Below are 14,937 nucleotides of genomic sequence, written 5' to 3' on the forward strand. Positions count from 1 at the left end.
CCTCCTAAGTTTGCGGAACCGCGCTGATCCGCAAGTCCGGCCCGCTCATGGTGAACTCTTCCACGGCCAACCGGACAGCGTCCGTGATGGTCGACACGCCCGCGTCCAGCACCGCGGCGGGACCCGCCCCGAGCAGCGCGGGCGCGATGTAGGCGAGCACGCGGTCGACCCTGCCGGCCCGCCAGAACGCGCCTGCCAGCGTCGGGCCGCCCTCCAGCAGCACGTCGACCACCCCCTGCTCGGCGAGAGCGTCCAGCACGTCGTCCGGTTCGTGCGTCCGAAGGTGTAGCGCGGTGTGCTGGAGCTTCGCTCCAACCGGCAGGTCGCTCATGCCCACGACCACCGGCAACGGCTGACGGGCCAACGGCATTCCTGCGGCGTCCCTGGCGGTCAGCGCCGGGTCGTCGAGCCTGACCGTGTTCGAGCCGACGACGATCGCGTCGAGCTTCGCGCGCAGGTCGTGGACCTCCGTGCGGGAGGTCTCCGAGCTGATCCACTGGCTGGTGCCGTCCTGGGCGGCGATCCGGCCGTCGAGCGAGGCCGCGTACTTCCACGTGACGTGCGGACGGCCCGTGCGCGCGTAGTGCAACCACGCCCTGAGGGGTCCCCTGCTGACTTCCTGCGCGAGAACGCCGCTCTCGACCGTGACCCCGGACTGCCTCAGCAGGTCCGCGCCGCCTGACGCCCTCGGGTTGGGGTCGCTGATGGCGTGGACGACGTGCTTGATGCCCGCCGCGATGAGTGCTTCGGCGCACGGCGGTGTGCGGCCGTAGTGCGCGCACGGCTCAAGGGTGACCACGGCCGTGCCGCCCTGCGCCTTCGTGCCCGCCTCTTTGAGAGCCATGACCTCGGCGTGCGAACCGCCGACGGGCTGCGTGCCGCCGAAGCCGACCGCTTCGCCGCTTTCGTCCAGGATCACGCAGCCGACCGGCGGGTTGGGACTGGTGGTGCCCCGCACCCGTTCGCTCTCCGCGATGGCGAGCACCATCGCGTCCTCGGGAGTCACGTCGTCCGATCCCCTTGGGCACGGGCCGCCGAAGCACGCAGTGCCTCGACCGCCTTGCCGGGGTCGGCGGCGTCGTACACCGCGGAGCCCGCGACGAAGCAGTCCACACCGGCCTGCGCGGCCTGTTCGATCGTGTCGGCGTTGATGCCGCCGTCGATCTCCACGACCAGCTTGAGGTGCCCGGTGTCGACGAGGTGGCGGGCCTGGCGGACCTTGTCCAGCACGTCCGCCATGAAGCTCTGGCCGCCGAAGCCGGGCTCGACCGACATCACCAGCAGCGTGTCGTAGTGCTTGAGGACCTCGACGTACGGCTCCAGCGGGGTGCCGGGCTTGATGCTCAGACCGGCCTTGCTGCCCGCCGCCCTCAGGTTCTTGGCCAGTGCGACCGGGTCGTTCGCCGCCTCGACGTGCACGGTGACGTTGTACGCGCCCGCCTCCGCGTAGCCGATGGCCCAGCGGTCGGGGTCCTCGATCATCAGGTGGCAGTCGATCGGGATGTCGGTCACCTTGAGCAGCGACTTCACCACCGGCAGGCCGAGGGTCAGGTTCGGCACGAAGTGGTTGTCCATGACGTCGACGTGGATCCAGTCCGACGTGGGCACCGCGGCGAGCTCGTCGGCGAGGCGCGCGAAGTCGGCGGACAGGATGCTGGGGGCGATCATCGGCGTGTGGACCACAAGGGTGAAGTCTAGGTGTCCAACAGGTCGAGCAGCCTGCCGGGAGGCACGTCCGAGACCACGACGACACCCGCCTCGGTGAGCGTCGTGACGTGCGTCTCCCACATCGGGTGACGGCGCTTGTCCGCGTTGGCCTGGGGCAGGACGACGACCCTGCAGTCCTCGACGCCGATGGCCTCGTTCAGCGCGGTCAGGGCCTGGTTGTCGCCGATGCCCAGGGCCAGCTTGGCCACGGAGTTCGCGCTGGCGGGGGCGAAGATGAACGCGTCCGGCGTCCGGTAGGGCTTGGGCTGGCCGGGCATCCTCGGCTCCCAGCGGATCGGGAGGTCGGTGAGGGCTTGGAGCTTCTCCAACTCTCCGGCCTCCTCGAACCACGGGGCGACCGCCGGCGTGAAGGTGATGGCGAGCTGCCAACCCCTGTCCCTGGCCGGTTGCGCCAGTTCGGTGCGGAACCAGCTTTCGACGCCACCGCAGCCGCTGGCGACCAGTCCGAGCAGCCCACGTGTCATGTGGACGATCCTAGGCCGGGCGTCCCGGCGGCCCGGCGAGCGCTGCCAGACGGTCCGCGACGAGATCCGGTGGCAGCCGCGTGTCGATCTCGGCGGTGGCGGACTCGCGCAGCAACGGCTCGACCTCGCGGGTGTTCGCGATGATCCGTTCGCGGTCCTCGGCGGTGGTGCCGAACGGGTTGGTCGTCCTGGTCGCGACGCGGTCGAGGAGGGTGCCGATCGGTGCGCTGAGCAGCACGACCTCGTCGAACCTGGGGTAGAACACCGCCTGGTTGACCACCGTGCCCGCGAGGAACAACGGCTCCTTCGACTTCTCGTGCCCGGCGATCAGGGCGTCGATCCGGTCCTCGCGCCACCGCGGTTCGCCGGTGCGGTCGATCCAGTCGCCGTAGTCGGTGTCCACGGTGCGATATCCCCTGCGCGCCAACAGTTCCAGCGCGGTCGACTTCCCCGTGCCCGACATCCCGGTCACCAGGACGATGGGCATCCCGCACCCCCTGCCGTCACCCGACTCAGTGAATCCCGGAGCCGTAGTGCCCCTTTGCGGGCCGACGGGGCCCTTTGCTGTCAGACCCCGTCGCTAGCGTCCTTCACGAGCGCTCAAACAGGGCGTCGCAGCACCGCGCAGAACATCGCGTCGGTGCCGTGCAGATGGGGCCAGAGCTGGACGTGCGGGCCTTCCCCGAGGTCCGGAACTCCCGGGAAGAGCTCCCGCGTGTCCAGCACTTCGGCCCCGGTCCGCTTCGCGACGTCCGTCACCACCCCCACGGTCTCCGAGAGATGAGGTGAGCACACGACATAAGCCACGACGCCGCCAGGACGCACCAGTCGCAACGCCTCGGTGAGCAGCTCCCGCTGCAGCTTCGTGAGCGTGCCGACGTCGGCGGGCTGGCGCCTCCACCGCGCCTCCGGGCGCCTGCGCAGGGCACCGAGACCGGTGCAGGGCGCGTCGACGAGAACGCGGTCGAACGCCCCTTCCAGGAAGTCGGTCTCGCGGCCGTCGGCCACCTCCACGGTGACCGGCAGGCCGGAGGTGATCTTGCGCACGAGCTCGGCGCGGTGGGGCGCCTTCTCGACGGCGATCAGCTCGCCACCTTCGAGGCCGACCAGTGCGGCCAGCAGGGCGGCCTTGCCGCCAGGGCCCGCGCAGAGGTCCAGCCAGCGGTCATCAGTGCCCTCAAGCGACGCGCGCGTCAGGGCCAACGCACACAGCTGGCTGCCCTCGTCCTGGACGTTGGCGAGGCGCTCCCGGACGGGCTCGAGATCGCCCGGGTCGCCCGCGCCCGCCTCCAGGTGCACCCCGTAAGGCGAGTACGGCGCCACGTCGCCGCCCGTGATGGCGGCGAGCTCGTCGGAGCTCACCTCGCCGGGCCGTGCGACCAGATGCACGGCCGGGCGGGCGTCGTCGGCCTCAAGGGCAAGCTTCAGCGGCTCCTCGCGGCTGCCGAGGGCCTCCGCGAACGCCTGCGCGATCCAGCGCGGGTGCGCGTGGGTGAAGGCCAGGTTGCCGATCGGGTCGGTGTCCGGGTCCGGTGCCAGCTCGTCGACCCAGGCGGCCTCGTCCTGCTCCGCCACACGGCGCAGGACGGCGTTCACGAAGCCGGCGATGCCGGACCCGAGCTCGGCCCGCACGAGGTCGACGGTCGAGGCGACCGCGGCGTGGGACGGAATCCGGGTGCGCAGCAGCTGATACGCACCCAGCCGCAACGCGTCGAGCGCCGAGCCGTCCACTTCGGACAGCGGGCGGTCCGAGCAGGCCTCGATGACGGCGTCGAGCAGCCCCTGGGCTCGCGCCGCACCGTAGGTGAGCTCGGTGGCCAGCGCCGCGTCACGACCGGTGATGCGACGGTCGCGAAGCATCTGCGGCAGCACAAGGTTCGCGTACGCGTCACGCTGCCGCACAGCGCGCAAGGTCTCCAGCGCGGCAAGGCGCGCCGGGTCCTCCACGGGTGGCCGGGAGGGCCCGGTGCGCCGGCGCGGCGGGTGAGGCCTGCTCGGGCGGGACGGCTTGGAAGCGCCTCGCGAGTGGTTGGTCATGCGGTGTACTCCACTGTCTCGGGCTCCCCTGCGACGGCACGGTGCACCCATGCCGCATTCATGTCCTGCCGCTCACGCACAACGCGCACCACGGCCGTGTCCTGCAACTCCCGGCCAACACGCACCACGGCCGTGCCCCGCGGCTCTCGACCAACGCGCACCACGCCCGTGCCCTGCGGCTCTCGGCCGACACGCACCACGGCCGTGTCCTGCGCCACCCGCACCACACCCGTGCCCAGCCACTCGTTCGCGGCGCGCACCACGCCCATGTCCCGCAGTTCACGACCGGCACGGAGCACGTCCGCTACCCGGCGCCCACCAGCGACGCGCGCCGCGATCGTGCCCGGCCACCCGCGCGCAACGCGCACCAGGTCCGTCCCCAACCGCCCGGAGGCACCGTGCAACACGTCCGAGCCCCGTCTCACGTCCGCGCCCCGCCCACCGGCAACACCGGCCAGGCTCGGGCGGAGGGCCGTCATGCGATGCGCTCCCCTGCTTCGATCCGCACGCCACGCGCCCAGTCGGTGGCGGCCATGCGCTTCTTGCCCTGCGCCTGCACCTCACCGAGGGCCACAGCGGTGGTCGCGGTGCCGACGAGCACGCGCTTGCGCTCGACGAGCACCTCGCCCGCCGGCAGCGTCACGTCGGCCACGGGCGTCACGGGGCCGAGCTTGAGCCGCTCGCCGCGGAACTCGGCCCACGGGCCGGGGTCCGGCGTCACGGCGCGCGCCAGGCGGTCGACGGCCGTGGCGGGCGTGGTGAAGTCGAGGCGCGCGTCCTCGACGGCGATCTTCGCGGCGTAGGTGACGCCGTCGGAGGGCTGCTCGACGGCACGCAGAGTGCCGTCCTCAATTCCGTCCACAGTGGACAGCAGCAGGTCGGCTCCCGAGATCGACAGGCGGGTCAGCAGGTCGCCGGAGGTGTCGCGCTCGCGCACCTTCTCGGTCACCACGCCGAACACCGGGCCCGCGTCGAGCTCCTTGACGATGCGGAACGTCGAGGCGCCCGTGATGTCGTCGCCGTTGCGCACGGAGGCCTGCACCGGCGCGGCGCCGCGCCACGCGGGCAGCACGGAGAAGTGGAGGTTGACCCAGCCGAACTTCGGGACGTCGAGGGTGCGCTGCGGGAGCAGGTTGCCGTAGGCGACGACCGGGCAGAGGTCGGGTTCCAGCGCGCGCAGGCGCTCCAGGAACTCGGGGTCTCCCGCCTTGGCGGGGGTGAGGACCTCGATGCCGTGCTCGTCGGCGAGCGCGCCGACCGGGGAGCGTTCGAGTCTGCGGCCGCGGCCGGAGGGGGCGTCGGGGCGGGTGACCACGGCGACGACGTCGTGGCGGGAGGAGTCGATGAAGGCGCGCAGCGAGGGCAGTGCGACCTCGGGCGTGCCGGCGAACACGAGTCGCATGGTCAGCTGGACCTGCCGAAGAGTGGGTGCGGGCTCTGCTTCAAGGTGGGAACCGTACCGTCGAACCACTCGGCCTGCCGGATTTCCCGCATGGCCTTCTTGCGGGTCTCGGCGTCGAGGCGGTCGAGGAACATCACCCCGTCGAGGTGGTCCGACTCGTGCTGGATGCAGCGGGCCAGCGTCTCGGTGCCTTCGACCTCGACGGGCTCACCGTGCATGTTCCAGCCCTTGGCCACGACGTGCAGGTGGCGCTTGCAGTCCCACGACATGCCGGGGATGGACAGGCAGCCCTCGGAGCCGTCCTGCATCTCCTCGCCCACGACGTCCCACGTGGGGTTGACGAGGTGGCCGGCGAAACCGTCGCAGTGGTAGGTGAACACCCGCAGTCCGACACCGAGCTGGGGCGCGGCGAGGCCCGCTCCGCCCGCGTTCTGCATCGTGTCCCACAGGTCCTTGACCAGGGTGCGCAGTTCCTTGTCGAAGTCGACGACCTCGGTGGCCGCTGTGCGCAGCACGGGGTCGCCGAACAGGCGGATGGGTTGGACGGTCACGCAGTGCTCCTCGTGTGGACTGGGGGCCAGTCTACGAGGAGCGCGGTCAGTGCTCGGACGCGCTGCCGAGGAAGATCACGCCCACCAGTGCCAGGACGAAGTGGCCGGTGAAGCGCAGCGCCGTCAGCACGGGACGCAGCAGCGCGTGGAAGTCGATGTGGGCAACCGGGGCGCTGGAGGCGGTAGTCGTCGTCATGGCGTCAACTGTGCCGTTCGCGCAGGTCAGCCCACATCGTCTCGCAGTATCGAGACAGCATCAGCCCGAGGTAGGAAGATCGGGTGCAACACTCGGCCGGAAGGTGGACACCTCCAGGTCATGAGGCTGATGCGACCGATCTGGGAGGGGGCGGCCGGCGTGCGTGAGGACGCCCCGTCGGACGCCGACCTGTGGGCACGCGGCGACGAGCACGCGTTCAGCGTGCTCTACGACCGCTACGCCGAGGCGGTGTGGAACCACGCTTACCGGCTGACCGCGTCGTGGTCGACGGCGGAGGACCTGACGTCGGCGACGTTCATGACCGCGTGGCGCCGCCGCGCCGAGATGACACTCGTGCGTGACAGCGCGCTGCCGTGGCTGTTCACCGTCGCGGGTTTTTTGGCACGTTCGGAGTTCCGCCGCAAGGCGCGGTTCACCCGGCTGCTGCACCGCGTGCCGCGCAACGACGTGCAGCGCGACCACGCCGACGACGTCGCCGCGTCCCTCGACGACGAGGCCCGTCTGCGCGAGGTGCTGGAGGCCGTCGAACGCCTCCCCCGCGCCGAACGCGAGGCCGTGGAACTGGTCCTGTTCGGCGAGCTGTCCACCGCGCAGGCCGCCGAGGTTCTGGGGGTCGCGGAGGCGAGCGTCCGGTCCCGCATCTCGCGCGCCCGTTCCCGCCTGCGCAAGCAACTGTCCTACGACACCTTGGAGGTGCAGTGATGGCCTTCGACCTGCCACCCCGCCGCACACTGCCCGCCGACGTCAAGGAGCGCATGCGCCCGGACTTCACCGAGGCCGCCGGCTCCTCCGCACGCCGAGGCCGCGCCCCGCTGGCCGTGGCGGCCGTGGTGCTCCTGATCGCGGGCGGTGTCGCCGCCGCCCAGTTCGTCACGCAGCCGTTCATGCAGCACGCTCGTCCCGGCAGCGAAGGCGTGATCACACCGTCCGGCATGGACCTGGCGCGCTGCCGGACCGCCCTGGGTGACCAGGACTGGCAGTCCTCCGAGATGGTGGAACTCGGCCTGAGCAAGGTCCTGGCAGGCAGGGACGGGCGCTTCTGCGAGCTCACCCGGTCCAAGGCGTTCGTCGCGTCCCAGAGCTTCCGGCCCGCCGCTCTGCAGGAGGGCACGGTCACCTTCCGCACCTTCGGGATCATCGCGGGGGTTCCGCCGAAGGGCGCGCGAACGGTGCAGGCCCGCTTGAGGCAGGACATCGCCTCCCCAGGCGCCAAGACCACGGTCGGTGTGGTCACACCGCACTTCTTCGTCGTGGACACCAGTTACAAGGACATCTACACCGATCTCGTCTTCGACGACCGGATCATCCCCATGGCGGACGTCCCCGAGGGGTCTATGGCCCAGTCCCAGAGCTTCGAGAGCGGTGACCCCGATCCCTGGACGGCGACGAACGTGATCGCCAGGTGCACCGACTCCTCGTACCGGAGCGGAGCGAACGCCGAAGACCTCCAGAACTGGTCACCACTTCTGATATCGGGTCTCGATCAGCGAGAGGGCGTGCTGCTCGCCCACCGCGAGCACGACGCGTGGGCCACCTGCGTCTTCGGGCCCGGCGTTCCCGAGCCCCACTGGGAACACCTCCCCAGCCTCCCGAAACCCGAGAAGCCCGTCCTGATCACGTCCCACGGCTCCAAGTCGGCGCTTGTGGTCGTTGGACGCATCAAGCGTTCGATCGACACCGTCGAGGTGTCGATCGAAGAAGGAGAAGCGGTGACCGCGGACGTGGTGGACGGGCACTTCCTGGCTGCTGTCCCCGTCGTCGCGGGGGACAGCAGCCTCAACTACGAGGACCGTCTGCACCTCGTGGGGCGCAACTCCGCCGGAGAGGTCGTCTACGAGGGTGGTCTGGAGCGATCATGAGGTCATGACCTGGACGGCACCCGAAGTCGACATCACCGAGGAACCGCTCGTCGGTCCGGAGCGCCCGATGCTGGAGGCGTGGCTCGACCGTCATCGGGCCACGTTCCTGCACAACTGCGCGGGCCTCACCGGTGAGCAACTGGCCGAGGCGTCCGCGCCGCCGTCGAACCTCACCCTGCTGGGCCTGGTCCGCCATCTCGCCGACGTGGAGCGGATGTGGTTCCGCGTCCGCCTGGCCGGCCAGGACGTGAAGCCCCGCCACAGCGCGCCGGGCAGCCAGGACGGCGCCTTCGAGGACCTGGACCCGGCCCGCGCCGAGGCCGAGTACGCCGAGCTCGTCGCCGAGATGGCGGAGGCCCGCGTGGCGGCCGCCACGCGGGACCTCGACGACACCTTCGTGCACGCGAGGTGGGGCGAGATGTCGGTGCGCTGGCTCTACATCCACCTGATCGAGGAGTACGCGCAGCACAACGGCCACGCCGACCTCATCCGCGAACGCATCGACGGCCGCACGAACAACTGATCGCGACACAGCTGAAGGGGCCGGACCGACGTGCGGTACGGCCCCTTCGGCGTTCTGGAGTGCGGTGGCTCAGCCCACCTTCACCACGCGGGCCGCACCGCCTCCGCGGCGCGTCGGCTCGGCGACCGCGCGCCAGCGGCCGTCCTTGGTGCGTTCGACCGCGGTGGCGGCGCCGATCTCGGCGTTCTGGCTGAACCTGTGGCCGATGGCCTGCAGGCCCGCTGTGGTCGAGGCGGCGATGAACGCCGCTTCCGCCGGGGTGGTGGCGGCGTTGCGCTGGGAGGCTCGCGGGGCCGCCACGGCGTCGAGCAGGGACAGCTTGCGGTCCAGGCGTCCGGTCAGGATCTGGGTGACCGTGGTGAGGATGGTGGCGCCGCCCGGTGAACCGACGGCGAGCACGACCTTGCCGTGGTCGAGGACGATCGTCGGGGCCATGGACGAGCGCGGGCGCTTGCCGGGGCCGGGGAGGTTCGGGTGCGGGACGGCCGGGTTCGGGGCGACGAACTCGAAGTCGGTGAGCTCGTTGTTGAGCAGGAAGCCGCGGTTCGGCACGACGATGCCGCTGCCGCCCTCCGCCTCGATGGTCAGGGTGTAGGCGACGACGTTGCCCCAGCGGTCGGCCGTGGTGAGGTGCGTGGTGCGTTCGGCGTCCTCGCGCTGGGCGGACGTTCCGGCGGTGGCTTCGCAGGCCTTGGGGTCGCGCGGGTCGGCGGCGGGCTGCGGGGCGGGCAGCACGGCGTCGGGCTTGATCAGGCACGCGCGGCTGTCGGCGAACTTCTGCGAGAGCAGGCCCTCGGTCGGCACGCGGGAGAAGGCCGGGTCGCCGACCCAGCGCAGGCGGTCGGCGAAGGCGAGCTTGGTCGACTCGATGAAGCGGTGCAGGTACTGGACGTCGGAGGCCTTCGAGAGGTCGGTCGACTCCAGGATGTTGAGCGCCTCGCCGACGGTCGTGCCGCCGGACGACGGCGCGGCCATGCCGTAGACGTCGAGGCCGCGGTAGCGGGTGTGCGTCGGGTCGCGGCGTTCGACCTGGTAGCGGGCCAGGTCGGAGAGCTGCATGTCGCCGGCGCGGACGTTGCGGGTGGAGCCGGGCACGACCGGGGGCTTGCGCACCGTGTTCACCAGGTCGCGGCCGACCGCGCCGCCGTACAGCGACGCAAGCTCGGTGCGGGCGAGCTCTCGGTAGGTGTCGGCGAGCTGCGGGTTGCGGAACGTGCTGCCGACCGCCGGCGGCTGACCACCGGGCAGGTAGAGGTCGCGCGTCGAGGTGAAGTCGGCGAAGCGGGCGGCGTTGTTCGCGATCTGCGAGTTGAACGTCTGGTCGACGACGAAACCGCGCCGCGCCAACGCTTCCGCGGGCGCCATGGCCCCGCGCAGGTCGAGCGTGCCCCACTTGCGCAGCGCCTGCTGCCACGTCTTGGGCGTGCCGGGAACGCCGACGGACTTGCCGCTGGTCATGGCCTCGGCGAACGGCAGCGGCTGGCCGTTCTCCACGAAGAGCTGGTCGGTCGCGGAACGCGGCGCCGTCTCACGGCCGTCCAAAGTGGACACGCGGCCGGTGCGGGCGTCGTAGTGGACGAAGAACCCGCCGCCGCCGATGCCCGCGCTGAACGGGTCGGTGACGCCGAGCGCGGCGGCGGTGGCGACGGCGGCGTCGACGGCGTTGCCACCGCGGCGGAGCACGTCGATGCCGATCTGGGACGCGTCGGGGTCGACGCTCGAGACGGCGCCTCCCCAGCCCACCTGTTCGGGAACGCGTGGCGATGGTTCCGCCGCGCCTGCCGGAGCAGGAGCGACCATTACGACGGAGAGTGTCAACACAGCGACCGTTCGCAACATGCGGAAACTTCTACTCCGTTGTGACCGGATGGCAACACCCCTTGAGGAAGGCCTAAGGTGCGGGCGTGTCGATCGATCTTGACCAGTTGCGAACCGATTTCACGAACACCCCGCTCGACGAGGCCGACCGCGAGGAGGCGCTGCACCTCCTGCTGCGCGAACGCCGCGAGGGCGACGCCGATCTGCTGCGCCACCTCCTCGCCGAGGAGACCGCCTCGCACCAGGAAGGCTGGGGCGTGCGCGAGGCGTTGGTGCTCGCCGCGCTGCTCCTGGCCGAGTGCGGCCGCGAGGACGACGTCTGGACGCTGTGGGAGGCCAAGAACGCCTCCTTCGACACCATGGCGGGCCTCGACGGCTTCCTGCTGTTCCCGGCGGGCATCGCGGGCACGACGGCGCACGTGATCGCGGGCGAGCAGCACCCCGAGCGCAACGAGCTCATGACGTACATGAGCGAGTACCTCGAGTACGAGAAGCTCACCGACGAGGACATCCGCGAGAACGTCGCGGGCCTGCGCTCCCACTTCTGGAGCTGACTACAGCACCTCCAGCGGGTCGAGCTTGATCCGCACCAGCTCCTGCTCCTTGCGCGCCGTCCGCACGGCCTGCGCGTCGGCCAGCACGGCGGCCAGCTGACGGCCCTCGGCGCGCGAGACCCGGACCAGCGCGCGTTCCTTCGTCTCGTCGTCGCCCAGCGGCACGGGCCCGAGGACCTCGCCGGTGGGCGGCAGCCGCAGCTCGTCGAGCATGGCGTTCACCGCGTCCGGGGTGCCGTCGACGGTCGCCATCCTGACCGCCGGCGGAAACCCGAGCTCGGTGCGCGCGGCGAGCTCGGTGGCCGCGTGCCACACCGGGTCCCAGCGGACGAGGGCCTGCACCGGCGTCAGACTCGAGTCCGCGATCACGACCACGCGCCCGTTGCCGGGCCGCACCAGTCCCGCGGCCGTCATCCACCTCCGCAGCGCCTCCTCGGAGGCCCTGAGGTCGGCCCTGCCCAGCAACGCCCACCCGTCGAGCAGCAGGACCGCGCCGTAGCCGCCCTCGGCCACGGGTTCGGCGCCCGGCGTGGCAACCACGAGCGCGGGCTTGCCCGGCACCTTCGTCAGCACCTCGTCGGCACCGCTGGTCCGCACCGGATGCCCGGGAAACGCCCGCCCGAGCTCCTCCGCCGTGCGCCTGGCCCCGATGATCTGCCCGCGCAGCTTGCGCGACCCGCACGTCGGACACCGGAACCCGGCCTCCGTCGCGGCGCACCACCGGCAGTACGCGGGCTTCGGCAGCCCGTCCTGGGTCCCGCCGGGCAACGCCAGCGGCCCCGCGCACCGGCGGCACCGCGCCGGCCCCCGGCACTGACCGCAGGCGAGCGACGGCACGTACCCGCGACGCGGCACCTGGATCAGCACCGGCGAGTCGGCGAGGGCGAACCGCGCCGCGTCGAACGCGATGGACGGCAACCGCGCCGTGCGGGCGGCCGAGTCCTTGACGTCCTGCCACTCGTTGTCGCCCACCGCCACCACGCGCGGCGCCACGGACCTCAACGTCTCGCGCGACGCCACGATCTCGTGCGCCCAGCCCGTCTCGACCAGCAGCTGCGCCTCGGCCGTCCGCGCGAACCCGCCGATCAGCAACGCCGCACCCGTCATGTGCGCGCGTTGCACCAGCACGTCGCGCACGTTCGGATACGGCGACCGCTGCTCGACGTGCAGGTCGTCCCCGTCGTCCCACACGACGAGCAGCCCGGGATCCCGAACCGGCGCGAACGCCGTGGCACGCGTGCCGACCACCACCCGCGCCACACCGCGCCGCACGGCCAGCCAGCGCTTGTAGCGCTCCGACGGGCCGAGATCGGCCGACAGGGTCACCACGCCTTCGATGAGCCTGCCGCACGCCTCGGCGACACGGGCGAGGTCGCGGTGGTCGGGCACCACGATCGCGACACCACGCCCGGACGACGCGACCGCGGCGGCGGCCTCGGCCAGGCGGGCGGGCCAGTCCTCGGAGGGCAGGGCCTGCCAGACGGCGTGGGCGGGGCGGCCCTCGCGCAGGGCCTCCAGGTACTTGGGGCCGCGGGGGTAGCGGGACCAGGCGTCAGCGGGGACGGGCGGCAGCTGCGAGCGGGGAGGCGAGGGAAGGGAGGCGGTGTGCTCGGCGGCGGGCTCGGAAGCAGAGGTGGAGGGGGACTCGGTGGCGGGCTCGGGGGCGGCCGGGGTGGGCTGAGCGGCCGGGGTGGGCTGAGCGGAGTCGGCGGGGGTGGGCTGGGCGGCCGAGGTGGGTTGAACGGAGTCGGCGGCGGCCGATGTGGGATGGGCAGCCGGGGTGGGCAGGGCGGAGTCGGCGGGCAGGACGGGGTTGGGGGGCGGGGTGAGGGCGGAAGCTGAGGGTCCGGAGGCGGGGGCCGCCAAGTCTGGGGACTCGGCGGTGTGGGAGGACTCGGCGGTGTGGGACGAGTCGGCGGTGTGGGACGAGTCGGCGGGCGGGGTGGAGTCGGGAGCCGAGGGTCCGGCGGTCGAGGCTTCGGCGACGGAAGGCTCAGCGGGGTCGGCGGGCGGGCGCGCGTCGAGCGTCGGTGCGAGCACGACGGCAGCCGGCACCTCGTGCGGCGTGCCCTCCGCGGCCTCGTCCGACGGTGGCGCCAGGTCCGGCGTTTCGGGCACCCACGCCGGGAGTTGTGGGAGCGGAGGTGGTTCCGGTGACGCGGCGGCCTCCGCTCTGGCGTGGCGGGGCGGGATGGCCAGGCGCAGCACGTCGATCATGCCGCCCGCGTACCTGTCGGCGATCGCGCGGGCCAGTGCGGCGATCTCGGGGGCCAGCACCGGTTCCGCGGACACGACCTTCTCGATGAAGGCGAGTTTCTTGCCGTACTCGGACTTCTCGGCGCGCTGCAGGAGGTAGCCGTCGACCAGCTGGCCCGCGAAGCGCACTCGGACTCGGCAGCCGGGGACGGCGGTTTCGTCCAGTTCGGACGGAACCGCGTAGTCGAAGGGGCGGTCCAGGTGGGCCAGGGGGACGTCCACCACGATCCGGGCGACCGGCAGCGACTCCGCGGGGACCCGCTCCCCTTTTCTCGCTCCGGTCTTCGCGCTCATGCCTCCTGGTGTATCAGACACCCCCGACAGTCACGCGTTGCGCCTCACCAAACCGGTGAAGCCCGCCACGAACAGGGTGGCGAAGGCCCAGGCCAGGATCTGCAGCAGCCAGGTGACGCCGAGGACGAACTGGCCGGTGGGCGCGGCGGTGTCAACGGTGCAGCGGGCGGCGTCCACCTTGACCAGCGGCGTCGCCACGTTGAGGGCGTAGCCGACCTGCTCCACGACGGAGCAGCGGACGGCGCCGGAGGTCAGGACCACGCCGACCGCTGCGGCGAGCACCCCGGCCAGCCACACCAGGGCCAGGCCTGGTCGGTAGCCGTGGCCGACTGTCACGCCGCGGACCAGGTGCCAGAGGCGTCCCCATCGCGAGAGCTGGCCCCGGCGGCGCAGATCGCGTTGCTGGGCAACGCGGATCCGTCGCACGTCGCGCTCGTGGCCGGCCGCCTGGTGCGCCTGGGCCAGTTGTGCCCACGGCTGGGCCGAGTAGCGGAGGGTGCGTGACGACAGCAACGACAGCCATTCGTCCACAGTGGCGTCGCGCGGCAGGCCCTCGTAGGTCAGCCCTTCGAGCTGCACGTTGCCGTCGATCCCGCCGAACGGCATGAGCAGGTCCTTGCCGACGCGCAGGTGACGCAGGTCCAGCGCGACGCCGGAGGAGAAGCGGCCCTCGCGGAGGATGATCTGCCCGTCGATCCGGGTGCCGCGCAGCCGCACCGCCGCGTGCCTGCCGCCGCCGGAGACGTCGCAGCCCTCGTTCAGGAAGATGCCGTCGCCGATCTGCAGGTCGACCAGGGTCAGGCCCGCCTCGAAACGCCCGCTGCCGCACATCAGCACGCCGGAGATGCGGGATCCGCTCAGCGTCACGGAGCCGGCGGCGTGGAAGCCCTCGTCCAGGTAGACACTGCCGCCGATGCGCATGTGCAGCGCGTCGATCGACTCCCCGGCGCCGAGCCGGGCGCCGCTCAGCCTGAGGTGGTGGTCCACGGCGAGACCGCGGGCCTCGACGGACGGGGCGACGAGGCCCCGCAGGTCCAGCAGGGTGAACTGGGCGCGGCTGAGCAGCACCGGCTGTTCGGTGGTGCAGTCCCGCAGCACCAAGGGCTTCTTCGCCACCACGTCGGTCAGGTCGAGCTGACCGGTGATCGTCGCTCCGGTCAGGCGGAAGCCCGACGGGTCCAACGACTCGTGATCGACCATCCGCTTCCGGATCTCATCCCCCGTGATCTCCACG

16 protein-coding genes are annotated in these 14,937 nt (G+C 71.8%); 4 read left to right on the plus strand and 12 right to left on the minus strand.

Going from position 1 to position 14,937, the window contains the following annotated elements:
* Window positions 1-4 precede the first annotated feature (4 nt).
* From ribD to ACFWN2_RS15110, 9 genes are all read right to left on the minus strand, one after another.
* A complete protein-coding gene (gene ribD, locus ACFWN2_RS15070) occupies window positions 5-988 on the minus strand; it encodes a bifunctional diaminohydroxyphosphoribosylaminopyrimidine deaminase/5-amino-6-(5-phosphoribosylamino)uracil reductase RibD (RefSeq protein WP_382428726.1) in 984 nt (327 codons plus the stop codon).
* 14 nt (window positions 989-1,002) lie between these two features.
* Window positions 1,003-1,668 (minus strand): ribulose-phosphate 3-epimerase, encoded by a 666-nt coding sequence (rpe, locus tag ACFWN2_RS15075; RefSeq protein ID WP_382427880.1) that lies wholly within the window; start codon window positions 1,666-1,668, stop codon window positions 1,003-1,005.
* A 26-nt stretch (window positions 1,669-1,694) separates the two neighbouring features.
* Window positions 1,695-2,192 carry a flavoprotein gene (locus tag ACFWN2_RS15080; protein WP_382427882.1) on the minus strand — a complete coding sequence of 166 codons (498 nt, stop codon included), beginning with the start codon at window positions 2,190-2,192 and terminating at the stop codon, window positions 1,695-1,697.
* Between the two features lie 10 nt (window positions 2,193-2,202).
* Entirely contained in the window at window positions 2,203-2,679 is a 477-nt protein-coding gene (locus tag ACFWN2_RS15085) for an AAA family ATPase (protein WP_382427884.1), read from the minus strand.
* 113 nt (window positions 2,680-2,792) lie between these two features.
* A complete protein-coding gene (locus ACFWN2_RS15090; RefSeq protein WP_382427885.1) occupies window positions 2,793-4,229 on the minus strand; it encodes an RsmB/NOP family class I SAM-dependent RNA methyltransferase in 1,437 nt (478 codons plus the stop codon).
* Window positions 4,226-4,708 carry a hypothetical protein gene (locus ACFWN2_RS15095; RefSeq protein WP_382427887.1) on the minus strand — a complete coding sequence of 161 codons (483 nt, stop codon included), beginning with the start codon at window positions 4,706-4,708 and terminating at the stop codon, window positions 4,226-4,228. Before ACFWN2_RS15095 ends, ACFWN2_RS15090 begins: the two co-directional genes overlap by 4 nt.
* Window positions 4,705-5,631 carry a methionyl-tRNA formyltransferase gene (fmt, locus tag ACFWN2_RS15100; protein ID WP_382427889.1) on the minus strand — a complete coding sequence of 309 codons (927 nt, stop codon included), beginning with the start codon at window positions 5,629-5,631 and terminating at the stop codon, window positions 4,705-4,707. The genes ACFWN2_RS15095 and fmt overlap by 4 nt, the downstream gene beginning before the upstream one ends.
* Window positions 5,632-5,633: 2 nt before the next feature.
* Window positions 5,634-6,182, minus strand: a complete 549-nt coding sequence (def, locus tag ACFWN2_RS15105; RefSeq protein WP_089912292.1) for a peptide deformylase — start codon at window positions 6,180-6,182, stop codon at window positions 5,634-5,636.
* A gap of 46 nt (window positions 6,183-6,228) precedes the next feature.
* On the minus strand, window positions 6,229-6,378 hold the full coding sequence (locus ACFWN2_RS15110; RefSeq protein WP_382427891.1) for a hypothetical protein: 150 nt from the start codon (window positions 6,376-6,378) through the stop codon (window positions 6,229-6,231).
* Between the two features lie 120 nt (window positions 6,379-6,498).
* Here ACFWN2_RS15110 and ACFWN2_RS15115 point away from each other — a divergent pair, with 120 nt between their 5' ends.
* Genes ACFWN2_RS15115 through ACFWN2_RS15125 form a run of 3 tightly spaced genes read left to right on the plus strand, consistent with a single transcriptional unit; the run spans window position 6,499 to window position 8,781 of the window.
* On the plus strand, window positions 6,499-7,101 hold the full coding sequence (locus ACFWN2_RS15115; RefSeq protein ID WP_382427893.1) for an RNA polymerase sigma factor: 603 nt from the start codon (window positions 6,499-6,501) through the stop codon (window positions 7,099-7,101).
* The gene (locus ACFWN2_RS15120; RefSeq protein WP_382427895.1) at window positions 7,101-8,258 is read left to right on the plus strand and encodes a hypothetical protein; all 1,158 of its coding nucleotides are present in this window, start codon (window positions 7,101-7,103) and stop codon (window positions 8,256-8,258) included. The genes ACFWN2_RS15115 and ACFWN2_RS15120 overlap by 1 nt, the downstream gene beginning before the upstream one ends.
* Window positions 8,259-8,262: 4 nt before the next feature.
* Complete coding sequence (locus ACFWN2_RS15125; protein WP_382427897.1) at window positions 8,263-8,781, plus strand: DinB family protein; 519 nt, start codon at window positions 8,263-8,265, stop codon at window positions 8,779-8,781.
* A 69-nt stretch (window positions 8,782-8,850) separates the two neighbouring features.
* Here ACFWN2_RS15125 and ggt read toward each other — a convergent pair whose 3' ends face one another.
* Complete coding sequence (gene ggt, locus ACFWN2_RS15130) at window positions 8,851-10,620, minus strand: gamma-glutamyltransferase (protein WP_382427899.1); 1,770 nt, start codon at window positions 10,618-10,620, stop codon at window positions 8,851-8,853.
* 65 nt (window positions 10,621-10,685) lie between these two features.
* On the opposite strand from ggt, the gene ACFWN2_RS15135 reads away from it, so the two are divergent.
* Entirely contained in the window at window positions 10,686-11,153 is a 468-nt protein-coding gene (locus ACFWN2_RS15135) for a hypothetical protein (RefSeq protein ID WP_382427900.1), read from the plus strand.
* Here the strand turns inward: ACFWN2_RS15135 and ACFWN2_RS15140 are convergent, their stop codons facing one another.
* Together ACFWN2_RS15140 and ACFWN2_RS15145 are read right to left on the minus strand one after the other, a co-directional pair.
* Entirely contained in the window at window positions 11,154-13,703 is a 2,550-nt protein-coding gene (locus tag ACFWN2_RS15140; protein WP_382427902.1) for a hypothetical protein, read from the minus strand.
* Between the two features lie 30 nt (window positions 13,704-13,733).
* Complete coding sequence (locus ACFWN2_RS15145) at window positions 13,734-14,936, minus strand: hypothetical protein (RefSeq protein WP_382427903.1); 1,203 nt, start codon at window positions 14,934-14,936, stop codon at window positions 13,734-13,736.
* Window position 14,937: the final 1 nt, after the last annotated feature.

Origin of the sequence: Lentzea sp. NPDC058436, assembly GCF_042721515.1 — a bacterium.
Lineage (GTDB): Bacteria > Actinomycetota > Actinomycetes > Mycobacteriales > Pseudonocardiaceae > Lentzea.

What these genes read in the sequence shown, in the direction of transcription:
- ACFWN2_RS15090 (WP_382427885.1), bottom strand. Translation starts at nt 4,229, where the DNA reads ATGACCAACCACTCGCGAGGCGCTTCCAAGCCGTCCCGCCCGAGCAGG.
- ACFWN2_RS15120 (WP_382427895.1), top strand. Translation starts at nt 7,101, where the DNA reads ATGGCCTTCGACCTGCCACCCCGCCGCACACTGCCCGCCGACGTCAAG.
- ACFWN2_RS15115 (WP_382427893.1), top strand. Translation starts at nt 6,499, where the DNA reads ATGAGGCTGATGCGACCGATCTGGGAGGGGGCGGCCGGCGTGCGTGAG.
- rpe (WP_382427880.1), bottom strand. Translation starts at nt 1,668, where the DNA reads ATGATCGCCCCCAGCATCCTGTCCGCCGACTTCGCGCGCCTCGCCGAC.
- ACFWN2_RS15095 (WP_382427887.1), bottom strand. Translation starts at nt 4,708, where the DNA reads ATGACGGCCCTCCGCCCGAGCCTGGCCGGTGTTGCCGGTGGGCGGGGC.
- ACFWN2_RS15085 (WP_382427884.1), bottom strand. Translation starts at nt 2,679, where the DNA reads ATGCCCATCGTCCTGGTGACCGGGATGTCGGGCACGGGGAAGTCGACC.
- ggt (WP_382427899.1), bottom strand. Translation starts at nt 10,620, where the DNA reads ATGTTGCGAACGGTCGCTGTGTTGACACTCTCCGTCGTAATGGTCGCT.
- fmt (WP_382427889.1), bottom strand. Translation starts at nt 5,631, where the DNA reads ATGCGACTCGTGTTCGCCGGCACGCCCGAGGTCGCACTGCCCTCGCTG.
- ACFWN2_RS15110 (WP_382427891.1), bottom strand. Translation starts at nt 6,378, where the DNA reads ATGACGACGACTACCGCCTCCAGCGCCCCGGTTGCCCACATCGACTTC.
- ribD (WP_382428726.1), bottom strand. Translation starts at nt 988, where the DNA reads ATGGTGCTCGCCATCGCGGAGAGCGAACGGGTGCGGGGCACCACCAGT.
- ACFWN2_RS15080 (WP_382427882.1), bottom strand. Translation starts at nt 2,192, where the DNA reads ATGACACGTGGGCTGCTCGGACTGGTCGCCAGCGGCTGCGGTGGCGTC.
- ACFWN2_RS15140 (WP_382427902.1), bottom strand. Translation starts at nt 13,703, where the DNA reads ATGAGCGCGAAGACCGGAGCGAGAAAAGGGGAGCGGGTCCCCGCGGAG.
- ACFWN2_RS15125 (WP_382427897.1), top strand. Translation starts at nt 8,263, where the DNA reads ATGACCTGGACGGCACCCGAAGTCGACATCACCGAGGAACCGCTCGTC.